10 protein-coding genes are annotated in these 20,383 nt (G+C 66.3%); 7 read left to right on the forward strand and 3 right to left on the reverse strand.

The genetic code is table 11. The features are described from left to right. Window positions 1–5 precede the first annotated feature (5 nt). Complete coding sequence (locus AC56LU_RS09290; RefSeq protein WP_497175303.1) at window positions 6–1,016, forward strand: inorganic phosphate transporter; 1,011 nt, start codon at window positions 6–8, stop codon at window positions 1,014–1,016. Between the two features lie 92 nt (window positions 1,017–1,108). Here the strand turns inward: AC56LU_RS09290 and AC56LU_RS09295 are convergent, their stop codons facing one another. After that, window positions 1,109–2,149 (reverse strand): collagen-binding domain-containing protein, encoded by a 1,041-nt coding sequence (locus AC56LU_RS09295; protein ID WP_497175304.1) that lies wholly within the window; start codon window positions 2,147–2,149, stop codon window positions 1,109–1,111. Between the two features lie 422 nt (window positions 2,150–2,571). Between AC56LU_RS09295 and pulA the strand changes: the two genes are divergently transcribed. After that, on the forward strand, window positions 2,572–5,691 hold the full coding sequence (pulA, locus tag AC56LU_RS09300) for a pullulanase-type alpha-1,6-glucosidase (protein ID WP_497175305.1): 3,120 nt from the start codon (window positions 2,572–2,574) through the stop codon (window positions 5,689–5,691). Between the two features lie 57 nt (window positions 5,692–5,748). Here pulA and AC56LU_RS09305 read toward each other — a convergent pair whose 3' ends face one another. Further along, window positions 5,749–8,127: a GspE/PulE family protein gene (locus AC56LU_RS09305; RefSeq protein WP_497175306.1), complete on the reverse strand. Its 2,379-nt coding sequence runs from the start codon at window positions 8,125–8,127 to the stop codon at window positions 5,749–5,751. Further along, window positions 8,124–9,056, reverse strand: a complete 933-nt coding sequence (locus AC56LU_RS09310; RefSeq protein WP_497175307.1) for an MBL fold metallo-hydrolase — start codon at window positions 9,054–9,056, stop codon at window positions 8,124–8,126. Before AC56LU_RS09310 ends, AC56LU_RS09305 begins: the two co-directional genes overlap by 4 nt. Before the next feature lie 211 nt (window positions 9,057–9,267). Between AC56LU_RS09310 and AC56LU_RS09315 the strand changes: the two genes are divergently transcribed. From AC56LU_RS09315 to AC56LU_RS09335, 5 genes are all read left to right on the forward strand, one after another. Then, window positions 9,268–10,899, forward strand: a complete 1,632-nt coding sequence (locus AC56LU_RS09315) for a GAF and HD-GYP domain-containing protein (RefSeq protein ID WP_497175308.1) — start codon at window positions 9,268–9,270, stop codon at window positions 10,897–10,899. 14 nt (window positions 10,900–10,913) lie between these two features. Beyond that, entirely contained in the window at window positions 10,914–13,181 is a 2,268-nt protein-coding gene (locus AC56LU_RS09320; protein WP_497175309.1) for a CHASE2 domain-containing protein, read from the forward strand. Window positions 13,182–13,380: 199 nt separating this feature from the next. Continuing rightward, on the forward strand, window positions 13,381–15,000 hold the full coding sequence (locus AC56LU_RS09325) for a ShlB/FhaC/HecB family hemolysin secretion/activation protein (protein ID WP_497175310.1): 1,620 nt from the start codon (window positions 13,381–13,383) through the stop codon (window positions 14,998–15,000). A gap of 10 nt (window positions 15,001–15,010) precedes the next feature. Beyond that, entirely contained in the window at window positions 15,011–19,618 is a 4,608-nt protein-coding gene (locus AC56LU_RS09330; protein WP_497175311.1) for a two-partner secretion domain-containing protein, read from the forward strand. Beyond that, the gene (locus AC56LU_RS09335) at window positions 19,584–20,378 is read left to right on the forward strand and encodes a FecR family protein (RefSeq protein ID WP_497175312.1); all 795 of its coding nucleotides are present in this window, start codon (window positions 19,584–19,586) and stop codon (window positions 20,376–20,378) included. Before AC56LU_RS09330 ends, AC56LU_RS09335 begins: the two co-directional genes overlap by 35 nt. Window positions 20,379–20,383 lie beyond the last annotated feature (5 nt).

Here is a 20,383-nt window from a genome sequence, read left to right on the forward strand (position 1 = left end):
CAGACATGGATACTCTCAACATCAGCATTTACGTGCTGGGCTTCCTGGTGCTGCTGGCACTGGTATTCGACTTCATGAACGGCTTCCACGATTCGGCGAACTCGATCGCCACCGTGGTCTCGACCGGCGTCCTGAAGCCCCAGCATGCGGTGGCAATGGCGGCCTTCTTCAACTTCATCGCGATCTTCGTGGTCAGCATGAAGGTGGCGCAGACCATCGGCAAGGGCACCATCGACCCGCACGTGGTCGACCATTACGTGATCTTCGGCGCCCTGGTCGGGGCGATCACTTGGAACATCATCACCTGGTACTACGGCATTCCGTCCTCGTCCTCGCACGCCCTGATCGGCGGCCTGGTGGGCGCCGCGGTGGCCAAGTCGGGCACCGGCGCGCTGATCGCCGGCGGCTTGATCAAGACCGTGGTGTTCATCGTGGTGGCGCCGATGCTGGGCTTTATCCTCGGCTCGACCATCATGCTGCTGGTCTCGTGGATTTTCGTGAAATCCACTCCGCGCAAAGTGGACGTCTGGTTCCGCCGCCTGCAGCTGGTCTCGGCGGCAGGCTATTCGCTCGGCCACGGCGGCAACGACGCCCAGAAGACCATGGGCATCATCTGGATGCTCCTGATCGCGGCCGGCGTCACCAATGCGAACGACGCCTATCCGCCAGCCTGGGTCATCATCTCGTGCTATGCCGCGATTGCTTTCGGTACGCTGTTCGGCGGCTGGCGCATCGTCAAGACCATGGGCCAGAAGATCACCAAGCTCAAACCGGTGGGCGGCTTCTGCGCCGAAACCGGCGGCGCCATGACCCTCTTGATGGCGAGTTTCTTCGGCATCCCGGTCTCGACCACCCACACCATCACCGGCGCCATCGTCGGCGTGGGCGCCTCGCAGAAGATGTCGGCGGTGCGCTGGGGCGTGGCCGGCAACATCGTCTGGGCCTGGATCTTCACCATTCCGGCATCGGCCTTCATGGCCGCGATCGCCTGGTGGATCGGCACCCTCATCATGTAAAGCAGTTTTGCTTTATCGAGGCCCGGTATGGTGCCCGAAAAAAACGCCAGTCAGCTTTTGCTGACTGGCGTTTTTTTTGGTGCCGGCGGCGCTTATGCTGCCGCGCTTGCCTTTTCCGTCATCACGGTCTTGCGCCGCCGGCCCATGAAGCCAATCATCCCCATGCCCGTCAGCAGCAAGCCAAGGCTTGCCGGTTCGGGCACCGACACCGACTCCGGCGTTTGCAAAGGAAGCGATCCGGTAAACGCTTGCGTGTGGATCTCGCCATATTGATTCAGGTTCTTGGCGAATACGCCGCCCTCGACGTTCGCGCCCCCCTTGTTGCTGAACGTGCCGTCCGCCACCAGTACCTGGCCGCCGAAGCTGCGGCCGACGGTGACGCTATTGGCGCCTGCGAAATTCCAGATCAGCGAACTGCCCAGGCTGCGCGCCTCGTCGAAGTTCGCTGTGAGATCAAGCGTCTTGTCGTCGGTGTTGAAAACGACCGTGCTGGCACCGTTCAGCTTGAAACTGAAGTCGGTAGTCTTGGACGAGAAGATATTGCTGTCGAGTGTAGTGAGGTCGAACACCAACAGGCCGTCGATCGCGGCGCCGGTGAACGTGACCCGCTGGTTATTGTTGCTGAATAGGACCGAGGTGCCGGCGGTGGCCTGCATTGCCGACAATTGCGTGGACAGGCCGGTCATCACCGACGAGAAATCGGTGGAAGTCGAGGCTGCCAGCGTACTGTCCATCGTGGCGGTGGCCGTGTTCAGCACCTTGCCATTCAGGTTGATGCCGCTATAGCTGGCTGCGTGGATGTTCTGGCCGAAGTTCACGTTGGAAGCGGCGCCGGCGACCCAGACATTGCCATTAAAGCTTGAGTTCGATGCTGCACCGCCGACATAGGTTTCGCCTGAGTTGACGTTGGCGCCGCTGACGCTGCCGCCGACGACGGCCCCCAGGCCGTTGACCTTCACGTTTCCGCCGACAGTGCCGCCCACGGTCAGGCCTGCATAGCTGGACTTCGCTGTCTTGCTCGCATGCTGCACATAATCGCCGCCGTTCACATTGCCACCCGCATAGGTACGGCCATCGACGTGCGAGGTCGAGTGCAGGTTGCCGCTGACGACGACATTGAACTGCTGCAGCATCTCGGTGGCAGAAATAGGCGTCGCGTTTGCCTGGCTGGCGCAACACAACATGGCAGTGGGCAAGAGCGATGGAAGTACGAGCGGTCATGGCAGGCCGGATAAAAGGGGGGGGGGCGGATGGTGCTGAATTCAATATTAGCAACGTTTGTTTCTTATGGGATATTAAGGTTTAGTACTAAATTACGCAATTAATTTATCGGAATTGATGCTGCGAAAGCGACATTCCAGCATGTGGCGCAGTTCCCCGTCATTGCCGCTTCTGAGCCACACACGCCGGAATTTCTGCGTGTTCCTTTACATGTTTACTAACGCTGGTAGTAATATTACACAGTGGCGCCCGCCACTGCTGCCGCCTGCGGCGTCGCTGCCCGAGGTCGTTACTTAGGTGCGTCAGCGTTTAAAACAATGACAAAGGGGACACAATGCGCAACAGACGTAGTTTGACTTCACGGCTGCGCGGCTGCCTGGCCGTTTGCGGCGTGCTGACCGCGGCGGCCACGGCCACGCTCGGTTTGCCGGCAAAGGCCTTCGCCCAGCAGCCGCCTGCAAGCTCGGCCGCCACTGCCGCGGCAGTCGCGCCGGGCACGATCCGCATCCACTTCCGGCGGGTGCAGAACGATACTGCCCAGTGGGGCGTGTATTCGTGGGACGGCCCGGCCAATCCAAGCTCGGCCTGGATCACCGACCGCTTCATGTTCACCTCGACCGACGCCTTCGGCGGCTACGTCGACATCCCCCTGGCCAGCGGCAAGACCGCGCTGTGGTTCCTCGTCACCGATGGCAGCGGCACCAAGAATTGCGGCGCCGACCAGGGGGCGCAGCTGCCCGCCGATGTGGCGACGAAAGGTCACGAGATCTGGCTGCTCGAGGGCGACTGCAGCATCTACACCGCGCCGCCCGCGCTCAGCTTCGGCAGCTTGGCGCAAGCCAGCGCCCACTGGCTGGCGGCGGGAACCCTGGCCTGGCCGGGCGTGCCCGCGAACGGCAGTTACAAGCTGTTCTACGCGGCCAGCGGCGGACTAGGCTCCGGCGCGGCGGGTGTGACGGGCGCCGACGGCAGCATGGACCTCAGCGTCGCGCCGCTGCCGGATGCGGTGCGCGCCAGGTTCCCGCACCTGTCCGGGGCCACCGGCCTGTCGCTGGCCGCTGGCGACGCCGCGCGCGTGGCGGCGCTGGCCAGCGCGCAGTTCGCGATCGCCCAGTTCGATGCCGCCGGCAGGCTGGTGCAAGTCACCTCGCTGCAGACCGCCGGCATGCTCGACGACGTGTTCGGCCAGCGCGCGGCCAAGGCCACGCTTGGCGTCAGCTTCAACGGCGCCGGCGTGCCGACCTTCCGCCTGTGGGCGCCGACCGCCAAGTCGGTCGCGCTCGATATCTACCCGGATGCGAACGCACCCGCCAGCATGACGGTTGCGATGCGCCCGGATGCCGCCACCGGCGTGTGGAGCTATACGGCGCCGAACGCCGGGTGGACCAACCGCGCGTATTACACCTATACCGTCCAGGTGCTGTCGCGCTGGGCCAACAACACGCTGGTGACCAACACGGTCACCGACCCGTATTCGGTAAGCCTGAACGCCAACAGCGCCCGCAGCTACCTGGCCAACCTGGACAGCGAGCAGATGAAGCCGCGCGGCTGGGACCGGCACCGTATCCCGACGCTCGCGCACCCGGCCGACATCACGCTGTACGAGCTGCACGTACGCGACTTTTCCGTCAACGACGACTCGGTGCCGGCCGCCAGCCGCGGCAAGTACCTGGCCTTTGCCGAACGTAACTCGCGCGGCATGCGCCACCTGAAATCGCTGGAAAAGGCGGGGTTGAACCACGTGCACCTGCTGCCGGTCTTCGACCTTGCCAGCATCAACGAGGCCGGCTGCGTCACACCGAGCATCCCGGATGCCGGGCCGGCATCGAGCGCCCAGCAGGCCGCGATCGAGGCGGTGCGCGACGCCGACTGCTTCAACTGGGGCTACGATCCGGTGCACTACAACGCGCCGGAAGGCAGCTATGCGTCGGATGCGAACGACGGCGTCGCGCGCGTGCGCGAGTTCCGCACGATGGTGCAGGAATTGCACGAAGCGGGCCTGCGGGTCGCCATGGACGTGGTCTACAACCACACCGCCGCTTCGCAGCAGGGACCGCTGTCCACCCTCGACAAGATCGTGCCGACCTACTACTACCGCCTGAACGACAAGGGCGCCAACCTGAACGACAGCTGCTGCGCCGACACCGCCGCCGAGCACACGATGATGGCCAAGCTGATGCTTGATTCGGTAGCGCTGTGGGCCAGCCAGTACAAGGTCGACAGCTTCCGCTTCGACATCATGAGCTTTGCCCCGCTCGCGGTAATGAAGGACCTGCAGGCGCGCGTCAACCGCGCTGCGGGCCGCGAGATCTACCTGTACGGCGAGGGCTGGAACTTCGGCGCGGTCGCCAACGACGCGCGCTTCGTAACGGCGCGCCAGGCCAACCTGTTCGGCACCGGCATCGGCTCCTTCAACGACCGCCTGCGCGATACCGTGCGTGGCGGCGGCTGCTGCGACGGGGGCGAGAATCTGGTGAGCCAGCAGGGCTTCATCAACGGCGTGTGGTACGACCCGAACCACCTGGCGAACCAGTCGCGCGACGATGCGCTGCGCCTGGCCGACCTGGTGCGGGTGGGCCTGTCCGGCACCCTGCGCGACTACCGCTTCACCGATCGTTTCGGTTCGCTGCGCAGCAATGCCGACATCGATTATTTCGGCCAGCGCGCCGGCTACACCGCCAGCCCGGTCGAGACCATCAACTACGTCGAGAAGCACGACAACCAGACCCTGTTCGACATCAACGCCTTCCGTTTGCCGCAATCGACCTCGCCGGCGGACCGGGTGCGGGTGCAGAACCTGGGTGCGGCCATCGTGCTGCTGTCGCAGGGCATCCCCTTCATCCATGCGGGGCAGGAGATCCTGCGTTCGAAGTCGCTCGACCGCGACAGCTATAACGCCGGCGACTGGTTCAACCGCCTGGACTACAGCTATGCGACGAACAACTTCGCCGTCGGCCTGCCGTCGAGTGACAAGAACCGCGACAACTGGGGCCTGATGACGCCGGTGCTGGAGAATCCGCTGATCAAACCGGATACCAAAGCGATCCTGTCGGCGAACGCCGCTTTTGAAGACCTGCTGGCGATCCGCATGGACAGCAGCCTGTTCCGACTGCGCAGCGCGAATGATGTGCAAGAGCGCCTGCGCTTCTACAACACCGGCCCGGACCAGCTCCCCGGACTGGTGGTGATGCACATCGACGGCGAGCAGCCGCGTGCCTACCCGGACGCGCGCTACCGCAGCGTGGCGGTGCTGTTCAACGTGGACAAGGAAGCGAAGACCATCGCCATTCCGGAGCTGAAGGGGCGCAGGTTCAAGCTGCACCAGGTGCAGGTCAGTTCGGATGATCCGGTGGTGAAGACGTCCAGCTTCGGCGACGCGGACGGCCGCTTCACGATTCCGGCGCGCACGACGGCGGTGTTCGTGGAGAAGGGGGCGAACCGCGGCGAGGATTGAGGAGTAGGTGAACGCGTGGGCGAGAAAACAGTCCACAGGACTGTTTTCTCGCCCACCCTACCGGATACAGACCGCCCGCACCATCTTGATGTCGGTGAACCCGCCCAGCACCTTCTCGATCCCATCCATCTTCAAGGTCAGCATGCCGTCGTCGAGCGCCGCGCCGAGCAGGTTTGAAACGCGGCTGTGCTCGACCAGCAGGCGCTTGACCGCCTCGGTGCCGAGCATCAGTTCGTGCAGGCCGATGCGGCCGCGATAGCCCTTGTTGCACTCGTCGCAGCCGACCGCGCGGTAGAGCGTGAAACGGCCACCGGCATCGCCGTGGCGAGTGCGCCACCCGTCGAGGATGCGGCTGCGCGCCGCTTCCGGGTCAGTCTTGAACGAAGCGGTGCCGCGCAGGTCTTCGCAGTATTCCGCCAGCAGCGCCTCGATTTCCGCGTCCTCCGGGTGATAGGCCTCGCGGCAGCCGGTGCACAGCCGGCGCGCCAGGCGCTGCGCCAGGATGCCGAGCAGGGCGTCGGCGAAGTTGAACGGGTCCATTCCCATGTCGAGCAGGCGCACCACCGATTCCGGCGCACTGTTGGTGTGCAGCGTGGCGAACACCAGGTGGCCGGTCAGCGAGGCTTCGATGCCGGTGCTGACGGTCTCCTTGTCGCGCATCTCGCCCACCATGATCACGTCCGGGTCGGCGCGCAGGAAGGCACGCATGACGCTGGCGAAGTCCAGCCCGGCCTTGCGGTTGACCTGCACCTGGCGCAGCCCTTTCTGCGTGATTTCGACCGGGTCTTCGGCGGTCCAGATCTTGGTCTCCGGCGTGTTCAGGTGGTGCAGGATCGAGTGCAGGGTGGTGGTCTTGCCCGAGCCGGTGGGCCCGCACACGAAGAACAGCCCGTAGGGCTTCTCGATGGCCGGCAGCAGCCGCTGCAGGTTGTAGTCGGAAATGCCGAGTTTGGCGAGCGGGATCGGCTCGCCCGCCTGCAGGATGCGCATCACCACGTCTTCGACGCCGCCGGCGGACGGAATCGTCGCCACCCGCAGCTCGATGTCGAGCGGACCGTACTTCTTGAAGCGGATCTTGCCGTCCTGCGGCTTGCAGCGCTCCGAGATGTCGAGGTCGCACATGATCTTGATGCGGGCCACCAGCGCGCTGCGGTAGCTCGACGGGATCTCGATGTAGGGCACCAGTACGCCATCCTTGCGGAAGCGGATGCCGGTCTTGCCCTTGCCCGGCTGCGGTTCGATGTGGATGTCCGACACGCCCTGGCGGTGGGCGTCGACGATGACCTTGTTCAGCAGGCGCACCAGTTCGTTCTCGACCGCTTCCGAAACGTCGGCCGAGTGCTCGCCGTCCTCGTCGTCCTCAAGCCCCGACAGCAGCTCGCCCACCGACTCACCGCCGTTGTCTCCCATGCTGGCGCTGCCGAAGAAGGCATCCAGGGTCTGGCGGAAGTCGGCGCGCGTGGTGACGCGCCACGCCACCTTCGCTTTCGGGAACAGCTGGGGCACGATGCGGCTGGCAGCGGTGCGCTCGGGGTCGACCGCCATGACGGTTATACAATTCGGGCCGCCCGGTCCTTCTTCCAGCGGCAGCCAGCCGTTTTCCTCGACGTACTGCGCCTTCAGGTTGCGCAGCAGGTCGACCGGCTTGATCCGGTCCGGGCGGAACGGCTCGTAGGGCAGCTTGAAGAAGCTCGCCAGCGCCGACCCGATGGCGGCGCGGCGCACCTGCAGTTCGCCTTCCAGCAGCCCTTCGAGCTCGGTGTTGTGTTCGCGCGCACGGCGGCTGGTCGCTTCCAGCTCGGCCTGGGTGATGACCGCTTCCTGCACCAGCGCGTCGTACTTGCCGCGCAGGCGCTGGCCGAAACCCGCACCCAGGCGCTGGCCGAGCGCCACCGACAGGGTCTCGCCCAGCTGGCGCACGGCTTCCATCGCCCGTGCGGGGAAGGGGCCGCCGCCGCGATGGTTGATGAACTGGACCACGCCCAGCAGCTCGCCGGCCTTGTCCTGCAGCGGCGCGACCAGCATCTCGCGGGTGCGGTAGCCGGTGCGCTCGTCGACCCCGCGCTGGAACTGCAGCTCGGGAGAAAGGCGGCGCAGCTCGGCCTCGTCGTAGACGTCCGCGATCTCTACCTGCTGGCGCGTGCTGGCGACGAAGCCGGCGATCGAAGAGGGACCGAGCGGCAGGCGCAGGTCGCGAAACGTCGCCAGGCCGGTCTTGACCTTGGAGACGAGGTGTTCCTTGTCAGGGGTGACTGCGTACAGCGTGAAGCGGTCGCAATCGAGCAGGTCGCAGAAGTCAAGCCCGAGGTCGAGCATGATTTCCTCGACCTTGGCGGTGGCGTGGATCCGGTTGGTGACCCGCTGGAGCTTCTGGAAGAAGGCCAGCTGCCCGGCGGCGTCGTCTTCCAGGCGGGCCGCAGTGGGGGCCTTCGTCACAGTGCGACCTCGAGTCCCTCGAAGGCGAGGTGCACCTGCAGGCCGCCGAGGCGCAGGCGCTCCTCGAAGCGCGCCATCACGCCGGCGAACACGCTTTCCAGCTCGTCGTCGCTGCGTGTCGGTTCGTGGTGCGTGCAGTACAGGGCGCGCGCGCCGACGCGCAGCGCCATGTCGATGGCGCCATCGAAGGTGCCGTGGCCCCAGCCGGCCTTGGACGGGTATTCCTCGCGGGTGTAGGAGCAGTCCACGATCAGCGCGTCCACGCCCCGCATGGCGGCGTCGATCGCGCGCTGGCGCTCGGCCAGGTGGGCCTCGAATACGTCGAAGGCCGCGTCGCCGGGCGGGTAGGGGTTGTGCCAGGGCTCGTGGTCGCCAGTGAAGAACAGCGAGCGGCCATTGCACGAAATGCGGTAGCCGAGGTTGGTGACCGGGTGGTTCATCAAGACGTTGCCGACGGTCGTGTCGCCGACCTCGATCGGGGTGCCGATGTCGAGGGTACGGTACTCGATGGTGGCGCCCATCTGGGTCTCGCTGACCGGGAAGTAGCTGTTCTGCAGCTGCACCGCCATCACGTGCTCGATGCCGTTGCCGGTCACCGGATCATGGGCGCCATGCAGGCGCACGCGGCTGCCCTTGATGAACAGCGGCGTGAAGAAGGGCAGGCCATGGATGTGGTCCCAGTGGCTGTGGGTGATGAAGATGTTGGCGCTGATGCCGTCCCGAAGAGGGGCTGCCTGCGGCGCGGCGTCGAGCTGCCGCTGCGCCAGCAGGTGCTGGGCCAGCGGAAACAGGCCGGTGCCGCCGTCGAGGATGATCAGGGTGCCGTCGTCGCTGCGCACTTCGATGCAGGTGGTGTTGCCGCCGTAGCGCGCCGTGCGTGGACCTGGGGACGGTATCGAACCACGCACCCCCCAGAAGCGGAATTTCATCGGGACTCCCAGCCGGACCGGCTTTATTGATTTGGAATAAGCGGAATGATAACGGCTTTGTTTCCAAAAGCGATCAAAAAGTGCGGTTTTTCAACACCGTGGCTGGCCTCCCATATACATGCGGTCGTAACAAAGCTACACTTCCCAGAAATTACCCATTGGCAAAAAAGTTGCTGTGTGCGCATGCATACGGCCCTGAGGCTGGATGACCATGCAAGAGCTGAATCCCACACAAATCGCGCAACGCCTGCACCAGCTCACGGAAGTCAGCGTGGCGCTCGGGGACACCCACGATACCGCGGGGCTGCTCGACCGCATCCTGCGCGTGGCCAAGCAGATGACCGACGCCGACGGCGGCACCCTGTACCGGCCGAGCGACGACCGCCGCAGCCTGTGCTTCCACATCTCGATCAATGACACCCTGGAGATCTACCAGGGCGGCGTGAGCGGCAAGCCGATCGACATCGCCCCGGTGCCGCTCTACGACGACTACGGCAACAAGAACATCGCCTCGGTGGCGGCCTACGCGGCCAACTTCAACCAGTCGGTGAACATCGAAGACGTCTACAAGGCCGACGTGTTCAACTTCTCGGGCATGCGCAGCTTCGACACCGCCTTCGGCTACCACTCGCAGTCGATCCTGACGGTGCCGATGACCGACCATGAGGGCGAGCTGGTGGGCGTGCTGCAGCTGGTTAACGCAAAAAAACCGGCCAATGACCCGGAGCCTGGAAAGATCCGCGCCTTCACGCCGACCGACCAGCGCTTCATCGAGGCGCTGTCGGCGCAGGCGGCGGTGGCGCTGACCAACCAGCTCCTGATCCAGCAACTGGAAAACCTGCTGGAAGCACTGGTCAACCTGATCAACATCGGGATCGACGAAAAATCGCCCTACACCGGCCGCCACTGCCAGTTCGTGCCCGAGCTGACCATGATGCTGGCCGAGGCGGTGCACGCCACCGCCGACGGACCGCTGGCCGCCTTCCGCATGACCGATGCCGACCGCAAGGAACTGTGGCTGGCCGGCCTGCTGCACGACTGCGGCAAGATCACCACCCCGGTGCACGTGGTCGACAAGGCGACCAAGCTGGAAACCATTTTTGATCGCATCCACCTGGTGGACACGCGCTTCGAAGTACTGTTGCGCGACTGCGAGATCCGTGCGCTGCGCGCGAAATGCGAGCCGGGCGCCAACCATGCCGCGATCGATGACCTGCTGCACTCGGAACAGGCGCGCTTGCGCGCCGACCGCGACTTCCTGCGCCGCGCCAACGTCGGCGGCGAGGGCATGTCGCCGGACGACCAGGAGCGCGTGCTGCGCATCGGCGGCCGCCGCTGGACCGGGCCGGATGGCCAGGAGCAGGCTTTCCTCAGCGAGAACGAGCTGCACAACCTGACGGTGCGCTTCGGCACCCTGACCGAGGACGAGCGCAAGATCATCAACAACCACATCGACGTCACCGTGCGCATGCTGGAATCGCTGCCCTGGCCGAAACACCTCAAGAACGTGCCGGAATACGCAGGAGGCCACCACGAGCGCATGGACGGCAAGGGCTACCCGAAGGGATTGCGGCGCGAGCAGATGTCGGTGCAGGCGCGCATCATGGCGATCGCCGACATTTTTGAAGCGCTCACCGCCTGCGACCGCCCCTACAAAAAGGGCAAGAAGCTGTCCGAGTCGCTGCACATCCTCGGCAAGTTCGCGCTCAACGGCCACATCGACCCCGACCTGTTCGACATTTTCGTGCGCAACCGCGTCTACCTGCAGTTTGCGCAGAAGAACATGGACGCGCACCAGATCGACGACGTGGACGAGTCGGCCATTCCCGGCTACCGGCCCTGAGCGGCGGCCAGGGCATGAAGCGCATCCGCCAGCTGTTTGCGCGCTACGGTGCGCGCTGGGCGCTCGGGCTGCTGCTGACGGTCGCCGCCGTGCTCTACCCGCTCGACCTCTGGACCAGCCACAGCATCGCGCGCCAGGACACGATCATCTCGGATCTGCGCATGCGCCTCGAGCCCTTCGAGCTCGACCCGGGCATCGTCATCGTCGACATCGACAGCAGGAGCCTGAACGAAGTAGGGCGCTTCCCGTGGAGCCGCAACGTGATGGCGAAGCTGGTCCAGCAGCTCACCGGCCATTACGGGGCCGGCGCGGTCGGTTTCGACGTCTCGTTCCCGGAGGCCGACACCAGTTCCGGCTACGCGGTGCTGGAGCGCCTGGCCGGGCGGGAACTGAAGGACGTGCCGGCACTGCGGCGCGAGCTCGGGCTGCTCAAGCCGACCCTCGACTACGACGGCATGTTCGCCGAGGCCTTGCGCGGCCAGCCGGTGGTGCTCGGCTTTAACGTGTCCGACGACCAGGTGCGCGGCGTGCTCCCGGAGCCCCAGTTCACCACCGAGTTCCTGAACGGACGGGAAGGCCTGGCGTATGCCTGGAAAGGCTACGAAGCGAATATCGCCCGTTTGCAGCAGGCTGCGGCAGGCGCCGGCATCTTCACGGCCATTACCGATTCCGACGGCCAGGTCCGCTCGTCCCCCATCTTGTTCCGCATCGGCGATGGCTATTACCCGTCGCTGTCGGTGGCGACCATTGCCGCTTTCCTGGAGACGCGCGCGATCAAGCCCAAGCTGGTCGGTACCGTGGACACCCTGTCCGAGAACGAGCGCCGGGCCAGCAGCTTCGACACGATCCAGATGTTCACGAACAAGGCGGGCACCGTCGAATTCCCGGTGGGCGAGGCGATGACGGCGATGGTGCAGTTCCGCGGCCAGGGCGGGCCGGCCGGTGGGGCATTCCGCTACGTGTCGGCGGTCGACGTCCTGAACGGGAAGGTGCCGAAAGAGGTGCTGGAGGGAGCGATCGTCCTGGTCGGCACGACCGCGCCCGGCCTGAACGACTTGCGGGCGACGCCGGTCAACCCGGCATACCCGGGTGTCGAAATCCACGCCAACCTGATCAAGTCTATGGTGGACGGGCGATTCAAGACCCGGCCCTGGTTCGCCCAGTCGCTCGAAGCCGTCATGACGGCCGTGCTGGGCGTGGTGCTGGCGTTTGCGCTGGCGATGCTGGCGCCGGCCTGGTCGATCCTGCTGGCTGCGGCGGCATTCGCCGCATGCGGCTGGTTTAACTATTACATGTACAGCGAACACGACGTGCTCCTGAACGTCTTCATCTGCCTGCTCCTGATCGCCACCCTGTTCGTCATGAACCTCGCCTGGGGCTACTTCTTCGAATTCCGCAAGGGCAGGGCCCTGGTCAGCCGCTTCGGCGAGTACGTGGCGCCGGAACTCGTGGCGCAGATGGCCGAGGACCCGGAAGCCTACAACATGGACGGCGAGAGCCGCGAACTCACCGTCATGTTCGTCGACGTGCGCGGCTTCACTACCATCTCGGAGGGCCTCAGCCCGAAGGCGCTGCGCGAGTACATCAACCTGTATCTCACCGCGATGTCCGAGGACATCCGTTCCAGCCACCAGGGCACGCTCGACAAGTACATCGGCGACGCCGTGATGGCCTTCTGGGGCGCGCCGGTCAGCTTCCCCGACCACGCCAGCCGCGCGGTGGCCACCTCGCTCCTGATGCAGGACAGCGCGGCGCGCCTGAACCGCGAGTTCCTGGCGCGCGGCTGGCCTGCGCTGAAGATCGGCATCGGCCTGAACTCCGGCCCCATGCACGTGGGCGACATGGGTTCGAAAATCCGCCGGGCGTACACCGTGATGGGCGACGCCGTGAACCTGGGCTCACGCCTGGAAGGCATCACCAAGGTCTACGGCGTGGGGATCGCGGTCGGCGCCGCAACCCGCCTGGCGGCGCCGGAATTCGTCTACCGCGAGCTCGACCTGGTGCGGGTGAAGGGCAAGAACGAACCGGTCGCGATCTTCGAGCCACTCGGCCGCCCGGCCGGCCTGGCGCCCGCCGTCATGGACGAGCTGGCGCAGTGGGACGCGGCGCTGGCGCTGGTGCGCACCCAGCGCTGGGATGCGGCGCAGGCGGCGATCGAAGCGCTGGCCGCCGCCCATCCCGAACGCGCCCTGTACACCCTGTACCTCGAGCGCATCCATCATTACCGTGCGCATCCGCCGGGCCCGGACTGGGATGGCGTGACCAGCTTCGATACCAAGTAAGCCAGCGCCACCTAAGCTGTGTCTGCTATGCAACGGAATGGCCCCCTCACTATGGGGGGAGTTTCCATCCTTGCTTTATTTTTTCTTCATTGCAACAAAAAGCTCGTTAAACTGCCCTTCGGGCATTGGTGGCCAAGCCGCCAGGCAGAATTATCTATAAGAAAAACTTATAAAAACAACAATTTATCAAGCTAATCCGATGAAACAACGCTTCGCACGCCTGTTCGCAGCTTCCGTGCTCGCCATGGCCGTCAACGCGGCCTGGGGGCAGGAGGCCACGCCGGCCCCTGACGATATTGTCCGGTTCGACATCAGCCGTTTCGACGTAAGCGGCAACACGCTGCTGTCCGCCGCCGAGATCGACCGCGCGGTGGCGCCGTTCACCGGCGCCGGGCGCGACTTCGGCGACGTCCAGCGCGCCCTGGAAGCGCTCGAGGCGGTGTACCACGCGCGCGGCTACAACGTGGTCACCGTGCAGTTGCCGGAACAGGCGCTGAGCGGCGGCGCGGTGCGCCTGAACGTGATGCAGACCAGGATCGGCAAGGTCAGGGTCGAGGGCAACGCGCACTTCGGCGCAGACAACATCCGCCGCAGCCTGCCGGCGCTGCGCGAGGGCGAGACGCCCAACCTGGCGCACGTCTCCGCCAACCTGAAGCTGGCCAACGAGAACCCGGCCAGGAAGCTCAAGCTGAGCCTGGGTAGCGGCGAATCGGATGGCAGCGCGCAGGAAGAGACGATCGACGCCCGCATCGAGGTGCTGGACGAGCGCCCGTGGACCGTGATGGCCAACTTCGACAACACCGGCACCAGCGAGACAGGCAAGACCCACGCCGGCCTGGTGCTGCAGCATGCGAATTTGTGGGGCCGCGACCATGTCGCCAGCCTGCAGTACACGACCACGGTCGAGGAGCCGTCGCAGGTCGCGGTCTGGGGCCTGGGCTACCACGTGCCGCTGTATGCGCAGGGCGCCGCGCTCGACCTGTACGCCAGCTATTCGGATGTGGATTCGGGCGTGGTCACCGCCGGCCTGTTCGACCTGGCCGTGAGCGGCCGCGGCGCGGTGTACGGTGCCCGCTATACCAGGGTGCTGGACAAGCGCAGCCTGGCGGGGCGCGAACTCGAAGGCCGCCTCATGGCAGGCCTGGAAGTGAAGGCCTTCAAGAACAGCGTCGTGTTCTTCAACCAGGACTTCGGCAACAACGTCACCGTGCGCCCGCTCAGCATCGGATACCAGGGCCGGATGGCGCTGGACGACGGCGAGCTGAATGTGGCGGCGACCCTGCTGCGCAACATCCCCGGCGGTTCGCGCGGTGCGCAGGAAGATTTCACGGCGGCGCGTTCGGGCGCCAAGGCGGGCTATAGCGCACTGCGCCTGGCCGGCGCATGGAGCCGCGCCATCGGGTCGACGCAATGGCTGGGCCGGGTGCTGGCCAACGGCCAGTATTCGCCGGATGCGCTGGTGCCGGGCGAGCAGTTCGGCGCCGGCGGCTCCACCAGCGTGCGCGGTTTCGACGAGCGTGCGCTGGCGGCCGATTCGGGCCTGGGCCTGAACCTGGAAGTGTATACGCCGAACCTGTGCAGCCGCGCCGGCTGGCAATGCCGCCTGCTGGGCTTCTACGACACCGCCTACGGCAAGCGCAACAAGGCGCTGCCGGGCGAACTGCGCAGCACGACGATCGCCGGCCTCGGTGCCGGCCTGCGCCTCTCGGTGGGCCGTGCGGCCAGCCTGCAGGTCGATTACGGCAATGTGGTGAAAGAAGGCGCCCTGAACGGCGCCGACAAGGACAGGCTGCACGTGCGTGTCGGCCTGGCCTACTAGGAGAGATGGGATGCAGAATCGACGTAACGGACTTATCCGGCTGAGCAGGGCGGCGCTGTGCGTCGCCGCGTGCTTCGGCGCCGCGGCCGCCCCGGCGGCACCTACGCTGCCAAAGGTGGTGGCCGGGCAGGCCACTTTCTCCCAGGACGGCAACGTGTTCTCGATCACGAACACGCCCGGCACCATCATCAACTGGCAAAGCTTCTCGGTGAATGCCGGCGAGGTCACCCGCTTCATCCAGCAGAACGCCGACAGCGCGGTGCTGAACCGCATCGTCGGGCAAGACCCGAGCCGCATCCTCGGCGCCCTGCAATCGAACGGCAAGGTCTTCCTGATCAACCCGAACGGCGTGGTGTTCGGGCGCGATGCGCGCGTGGACGTGAACGGCCTGGTGGCCTCGACGCTGAACATGAGCGATGCCGACTTCCTGGCCGGGAAGAAGAACTTCACCGCCGGCCCCACCGCAGGAAGCGTGCGCAACGACGGCGCGATCACCACCCCGAGCGGCGGCAAGGTGTTCCTGGTGGCGCCGAACGTCGAGAACAACGGCGTCATCACCGCCCCGAACGGCGAGGTGCTGCTGGCGGCCGGGCGCAGCGTGCAACTGGTCGACTCCGGCAATCCCGATCTCACCGTGGTGGTGTCGGCGCCGCTCGATCAGGCCATCAACCTGGGCCAGGTGGTCGCGAACGGCGGCCGCATCGGCATCTACGGCGCCCTGGTGAACCAGCACGGCGTGGTCAATGCCGACAGCGCGGTAGTCGGCCAGGACGGCCGGATCGTGCTGAAGGCCAGCAAGACTGCCTTGCTCGAAGCGGGCAGCGTCACCAGCGCCGCCGGTACTGCAGGCAAGGGCGGCGAGATCCAGCTGCTGGGCGAGCGCGTCAGCCTGACCGGCAACGCGCAAGTCGACGCCAGCGGCGCCGCGCAGGGCGGCACCGTGCTGGTGGGCGGTGACTATCAAGGCAGGAACGCGGCGCTGTCAAATGCGCAGCAGACGACGTTCGGCAAGGATGCGAGCATCCGCGCCGACGCCACCGGTCACGGCGACGGCGGCAAGGTCGTGCTGTGGTCGGACGGCGCAACAAACGCGGGAGGCAGGATCTCGGCGCGCGGCGCCGGCAGCGGCAAGGGCGGCCTGGTCGAAACCTCGGGCCGCACGCTCGACATCGCCGGCATCCGCGTGGACGCCGGCGCCGGCAAGCCGGGCGGACGTACCGGCACCTGGCTGATCGACCCGACCAACATCGTGGTGTCCGGCGAGACCGGGACCGCGCTCGAGACCACCTACATCAAGGCGGAATCGCTTATCGCGACGAATGCCGACATCGTCCTGCAGGCGACCAACAACCTGGATATTCTGCAGAACATCAGCACTGCGCACAGCGTGCGCGCCGAGGCGGGGAACGAGCTGACCATCGGCGCCGCCGTGACCTCGACCGAAGGCAGCATCGACCTGCGCGCCAACAACCGCATCAAGCTGCTGGCCGGCGGCGCGCTCGCCAGCCCGAACTACATCGACCTCAAATCCGACAAGATGACGCTGGCCGGCAGCATCGCCGGCGTCGGCGGCGTGCTGCCGGTCGTGTCCTTCAACACCTTCAGCAACAGCACCGGCATCGTAGTCAAGGGCGGCGATGTCACTGGCGCGCTGACGCTGGACCCGGCCCGGCTCGGGGCCTTTCAGACCTTCGAGATCAATCTCGGCAACAGCGGCCATACCGGCAACGTGCTGATCGACGAGGCGCTGAGCCTGGCCGGCAACCTGGTCATCGACACCGCCGGCAGCATCGACCTGAATGCGCCGGTGCTGCTCGATGGCGCCACCAGCCAGTTCCTGGCCAGCCTGCACGCGTCCGGCAGCGACTTCCGGCTGAGCAGCAACGGCGGAATCAACGCCACGCGCAAGATCGGCATCCTTGGCGCCGACCGCATCCACGTGGATGGCAGGCTCAATGCGGGCGAGGTCGCACTCGGCGCCGGCAGCGGCGGCATCGAGCTCACCGCGGACATCAGCGCCGACAGCCGCGTGAGCTTGCGCACGGACGGCACCATCAACCAGGGCAGCGCGATCGTCAGGAGTCCCGAACTCCTGGCCGAAGCGGGCAGCGTGACCATGCTGGGCAACAACGAAGTCGGCACGCTGGCGGGTGCTGCGAAGGGCACCAACGGCGGGGCCGGGCTGCGCTTCCGCTGGACCGGCGCGCTGCGCATCGGCAGCGTCGGCGGGAGCGCCGGGCTGGCCTCGCCGGGCGAGGTCTCGCTCACCGGCGGCGACCTCACCGTGGACGCGCTGGTCGACGCTCCCACCGTCATCCTGGTGGACGCCGCCTCGATCAAGGGCAGTGGAACGCTGAAGTCGAATGTGCTGTCGCTGCAGTCGCGCGGCGGCATCGGCGAAGCCACCCGCGCCCTGAAGACCAGCGCCAACGTGCTCCTGAGCGCGAAAAACAGCGGGACCGGCAACGCGCCGATCAATATTGTGAACGACCGCGCCCTCAGCGTCGGCAACGTGGTCCAGGAAGGCACGGGGAATGGCGGCGCGATCGCGATCGAGACCACCGGCGGCCTGACCGTCAGCCCGACCGGCGCCGAGCAGCAGGGCGTCAGGACCGGCAGCGGCAACATCAGCCTGGTGACGCACAGCCCGCTGACCATCCTGGGCAAGGTCAGCACCGACAGCGGCAACGTGACCCTGTTTGCGGACAACGGGGGCATGCTGACCATCGGTCCGAATGGCCAGGTGGCTTCGAGCTCCGGCAATGTCCGCATCACTGCCGGCCAAACGGCGATCACGCCGGGCAGCATTGTCGTGTCCAGCCCGGACAAGCTGGCGGTCACCACGACCACGCCGCCCACGAAACCGGAACCCGAGCCGCCGCGGCCGACACCACCGCTGGACACCTGCCTGAGCAATCCGGACGCGAGCGGCTGCAGCGCCGTGATCGAGGCGGCGACCCGCAGCTGCATCGCCGATCCGGATGGGCCGCGCTGCACCCAGGTGCTGCCGCAGGTCGATACCTGCCGCACCAATCCGGCCAAGCTGGGCTGCGAGGTCGTGATGCAGCGCGAGGAGATCCGCCAGTGTATCGCGACGCCGAAAGCACCTGGCTGCGGGGACATCCTGCCGCCGTACCCTGTTTGCGAGAAGTCGCCGGCGACGTTTGGCTGCGCACCGGTGATCGCCGAACGCGAAGCGATCAGCCAATGCATCGCCACGCCGAAGGCGCCGGGCTGCGGCACGCTGCTGCCGGCCTATGACATCTGCGAGAAATCGCCTGCGACCTACGGCTGCGCACCGGTGATCGCCGAACGCGAAGCGATCAGCCAATGCATCGCCACGCCGAAGGCGCCGGGCTGCGGATCGCTGCTGCCGGCCTATGACATCTGCGAGAAATCGCCGGCGACCTATGGCTGCGCACCGGTGATCGCCGAACGCGAAGCGATCAGCCAATGCATCGCCACGCCGAAGGCGCCGGGCTGCGGCACGCTGCTGCCGGCCTACGACATCTGCGAGAAATCGCCTGCGACCTATGGTTGCGCACCGGTGATCGCCGAACGCGAAGCAATCAGCCAATGCATCGCCACGCCGAAGGCGCCAGGCTGCGGCGCGCTGCTGCCGGCCTATGACATCTGCGAGAAGTCGCCGGCGACCTACGGCTGCGCACCGGTGATCGCCGAACGCGAAGCGATCAGCCAATGCATCGCCACGCCGAAGGCGCCGGGCTGCGGCACGCTGCTGCCGGCCTACGACATCTGCGAGAAATCGCCGGCGACCTATGGCTGCGCACCGGTGATCGCCGAACGCAATGCCGTCAAGGCATGCATCGCCACGCCGACGGCGCCAGGCTGCGGCGAGATCCTGCCGCCGCTGGCGAGCTGCCGCGCCGACGCCGGCGTCTACGGTTGCGCGCCGGTGCTGGCGCGTGCCGAATTCCTGGCCTGCGTGGCCAACCCGGCGGCGCCGGGCTGCGCCGCGCGGCTGCCGCTGCTGTCGGTCTGCAAGGCGACCCCGGGCATCGAAGGCTGCGCGCAGGTGATCCAGCTGACCTTCACTGCCTGTCTCGCCAACCCGGGCGACCCATCCTGCAGCGGCATCCTGCCGACCCTGTCGCAGTGCGTGAGCGACATGAGCGCGGCGGGCTGCCAGGTGGTGCTGCCAACCCTGCAGCAATGCGTCGGCAGCCCGACACTGCAAGGCTGCTCGGTGCGCCTGCCGAAGATCGAGCAGTGCGCGGTGAACCCGGGCCTGGCAGGCTGCGAGGCGGTGCTGCCGAAGCCGGACTTCTGCAGCATCAACCCGACCGACCCACGCTGCATCGTGTTCAACCCGGCGCCGAGCCAGGGCGGGAGCGAGGCGAACAAGCCGCTCGCCGAACTGGTGCAGAACACCGTGGCCCTGATCAATACCGCCACCCCGGCCCAGGAAAAGCTGCCGCCAGCTCCAGCTCCGGCCGCGGCCGCCGCCGGCAATGGCGGCGGCCAAGGCGGCGGCGAAGGCGGTGGCGCAAGCGGAGGCACGCCGGCAGAGTCGTCGGACAAACAGTCCGGCCCGGCGGCAGGTACGAACACGGGAGTAAAGAATGAAAAACCAGCCACAAAAATGTACTGCAACTAATGCAAACAGGCGGGCGCTGGGCGCGCTGCTGTTCGCGGCGCTGCTCATGACCGGCAACGCGGCGTGGGCCGCGCAGGTCGCCGGCGTGGTGGCGCGCCTGAGCGGCCCGCTGCTGGCAAAGAAGGCCGATGGCAGCGTCAAGGTGCTGGCCCTGAAGTCCGAGATCGAGAGCGGCGATACGCTGGTGTCGGAAAAGAACACCTACGCGCAGATCAAGTTCATCGACGACAGCGAGATCACGCTGCGACCCGGCACCACCTTCAAGGTCGAGAATTTCTCCTTCGACGAAGGCAAGCCGGACGCCGACAACGCGAGCTACAGCCTGGTCAAGGGCGGCCTGCGCTCGATCACCGGCCTGATGGGCAAGCGCAACAAGGAGAAGTTCTCGCTCAAGACGCCGACCGCCACCATCGGCATCCGCGGCACCACCTTCATCGCGCAGTTCGTGCCATCGCCTCCGGGCGGGGGCAAGACCCCGAGCGCCGGCGCACCGGGCATGCCGCCGCGGCTGGCCCCGGGCCTGCACCTGACCGTGACCGATGGCGCCATCATCGTGACCAACCACGGCGGCTCGCTCGGCTTCCAGGCCGGCCAGTTCGGCTACGTGCCCAACATGCAGCAGCCGCCGCTGCTCGTGCCGAACAACCCGGGCCTCCAGTTCATGCCGCCACCGAGCTTCAGTGCCGGCGCGGCTGCCGGCGGGCCGGAGGCCGGCAACAACATCGGAAAAGCGAACGAGGTCGACTGCGTGGTCCGCTGACCGGG

The organism is Telluria sp. PB2R4 (assembly GCF_059685695.1).

Excerpts from the sequence above, each read along its gene's own strand:
- AC56LU_RS09335 (WP_497175312.1), top strand. The coding sequence starts at position 19,584 with ATGAAAAACCAGCCACAAAAATGTACTGCAACTAATGCAAACAGGCGG.
- AC56LU_RS09320 (WP_497175309.1), top strand. The coding sequence starts at position 10,914 with ATGAAGCGCATCCGCCAGCTGTTTGCGCGCTACGGTGCGCGCTGGGCG.
- AC56LU_RS09315 (WP_497175308.1), top strand. The coding sequence starts at position 9,268 with ATGCAAGAGCTGAATCCCACACAAATCGCGCAACGCCTGCACCAGCTC.
- AC56LU_RS09310 (WP_497175307.1), bottom strand. The coding sequence starts at position 9,056 with ATGAAATTCCGCTTCTGGGGGGTGCGTGGTTCGATACCGTCCCCAGGT.
- AC56LU_RS09295 (WP_497175304.1), bottom strand. The coding sequence starts at position 2,149 with ATGCTGCAGCAGTTCAATGTCGTCGTCAGCGGCAACCTGCACTCGACC.
- AC56LU_RS09330 (WP_497175311.1), top strand. The coding sequence starts at position 15,011 with ATGCAGAATCGACGTAACGGACTTATCCGGCTGAGCAGGGCGGCGCTG.
- AC56LU_RS09325 (WP_497175310.1), top strand. The coding sequence starts at position 13,381 with ATGAAACAACGCTTCGCACGCCTGTTCGCAGCTTCCGTGCTCGCCATG.
- AC56LU_RS09290 (WP_497175303.1), top strand. The coding sequence starts at position 6 with ATGGATACTCTCAACATCAGCATTTACGTGCTGGGCTTCCTGGTGCTG.
- pulA (WP_497175305.1), top strand. The coding sequence starts at position 2,572 with ATGCGCAACAGACGTAGTTTGACTTCACGGCTGCGCGGCTGCCTGGCC.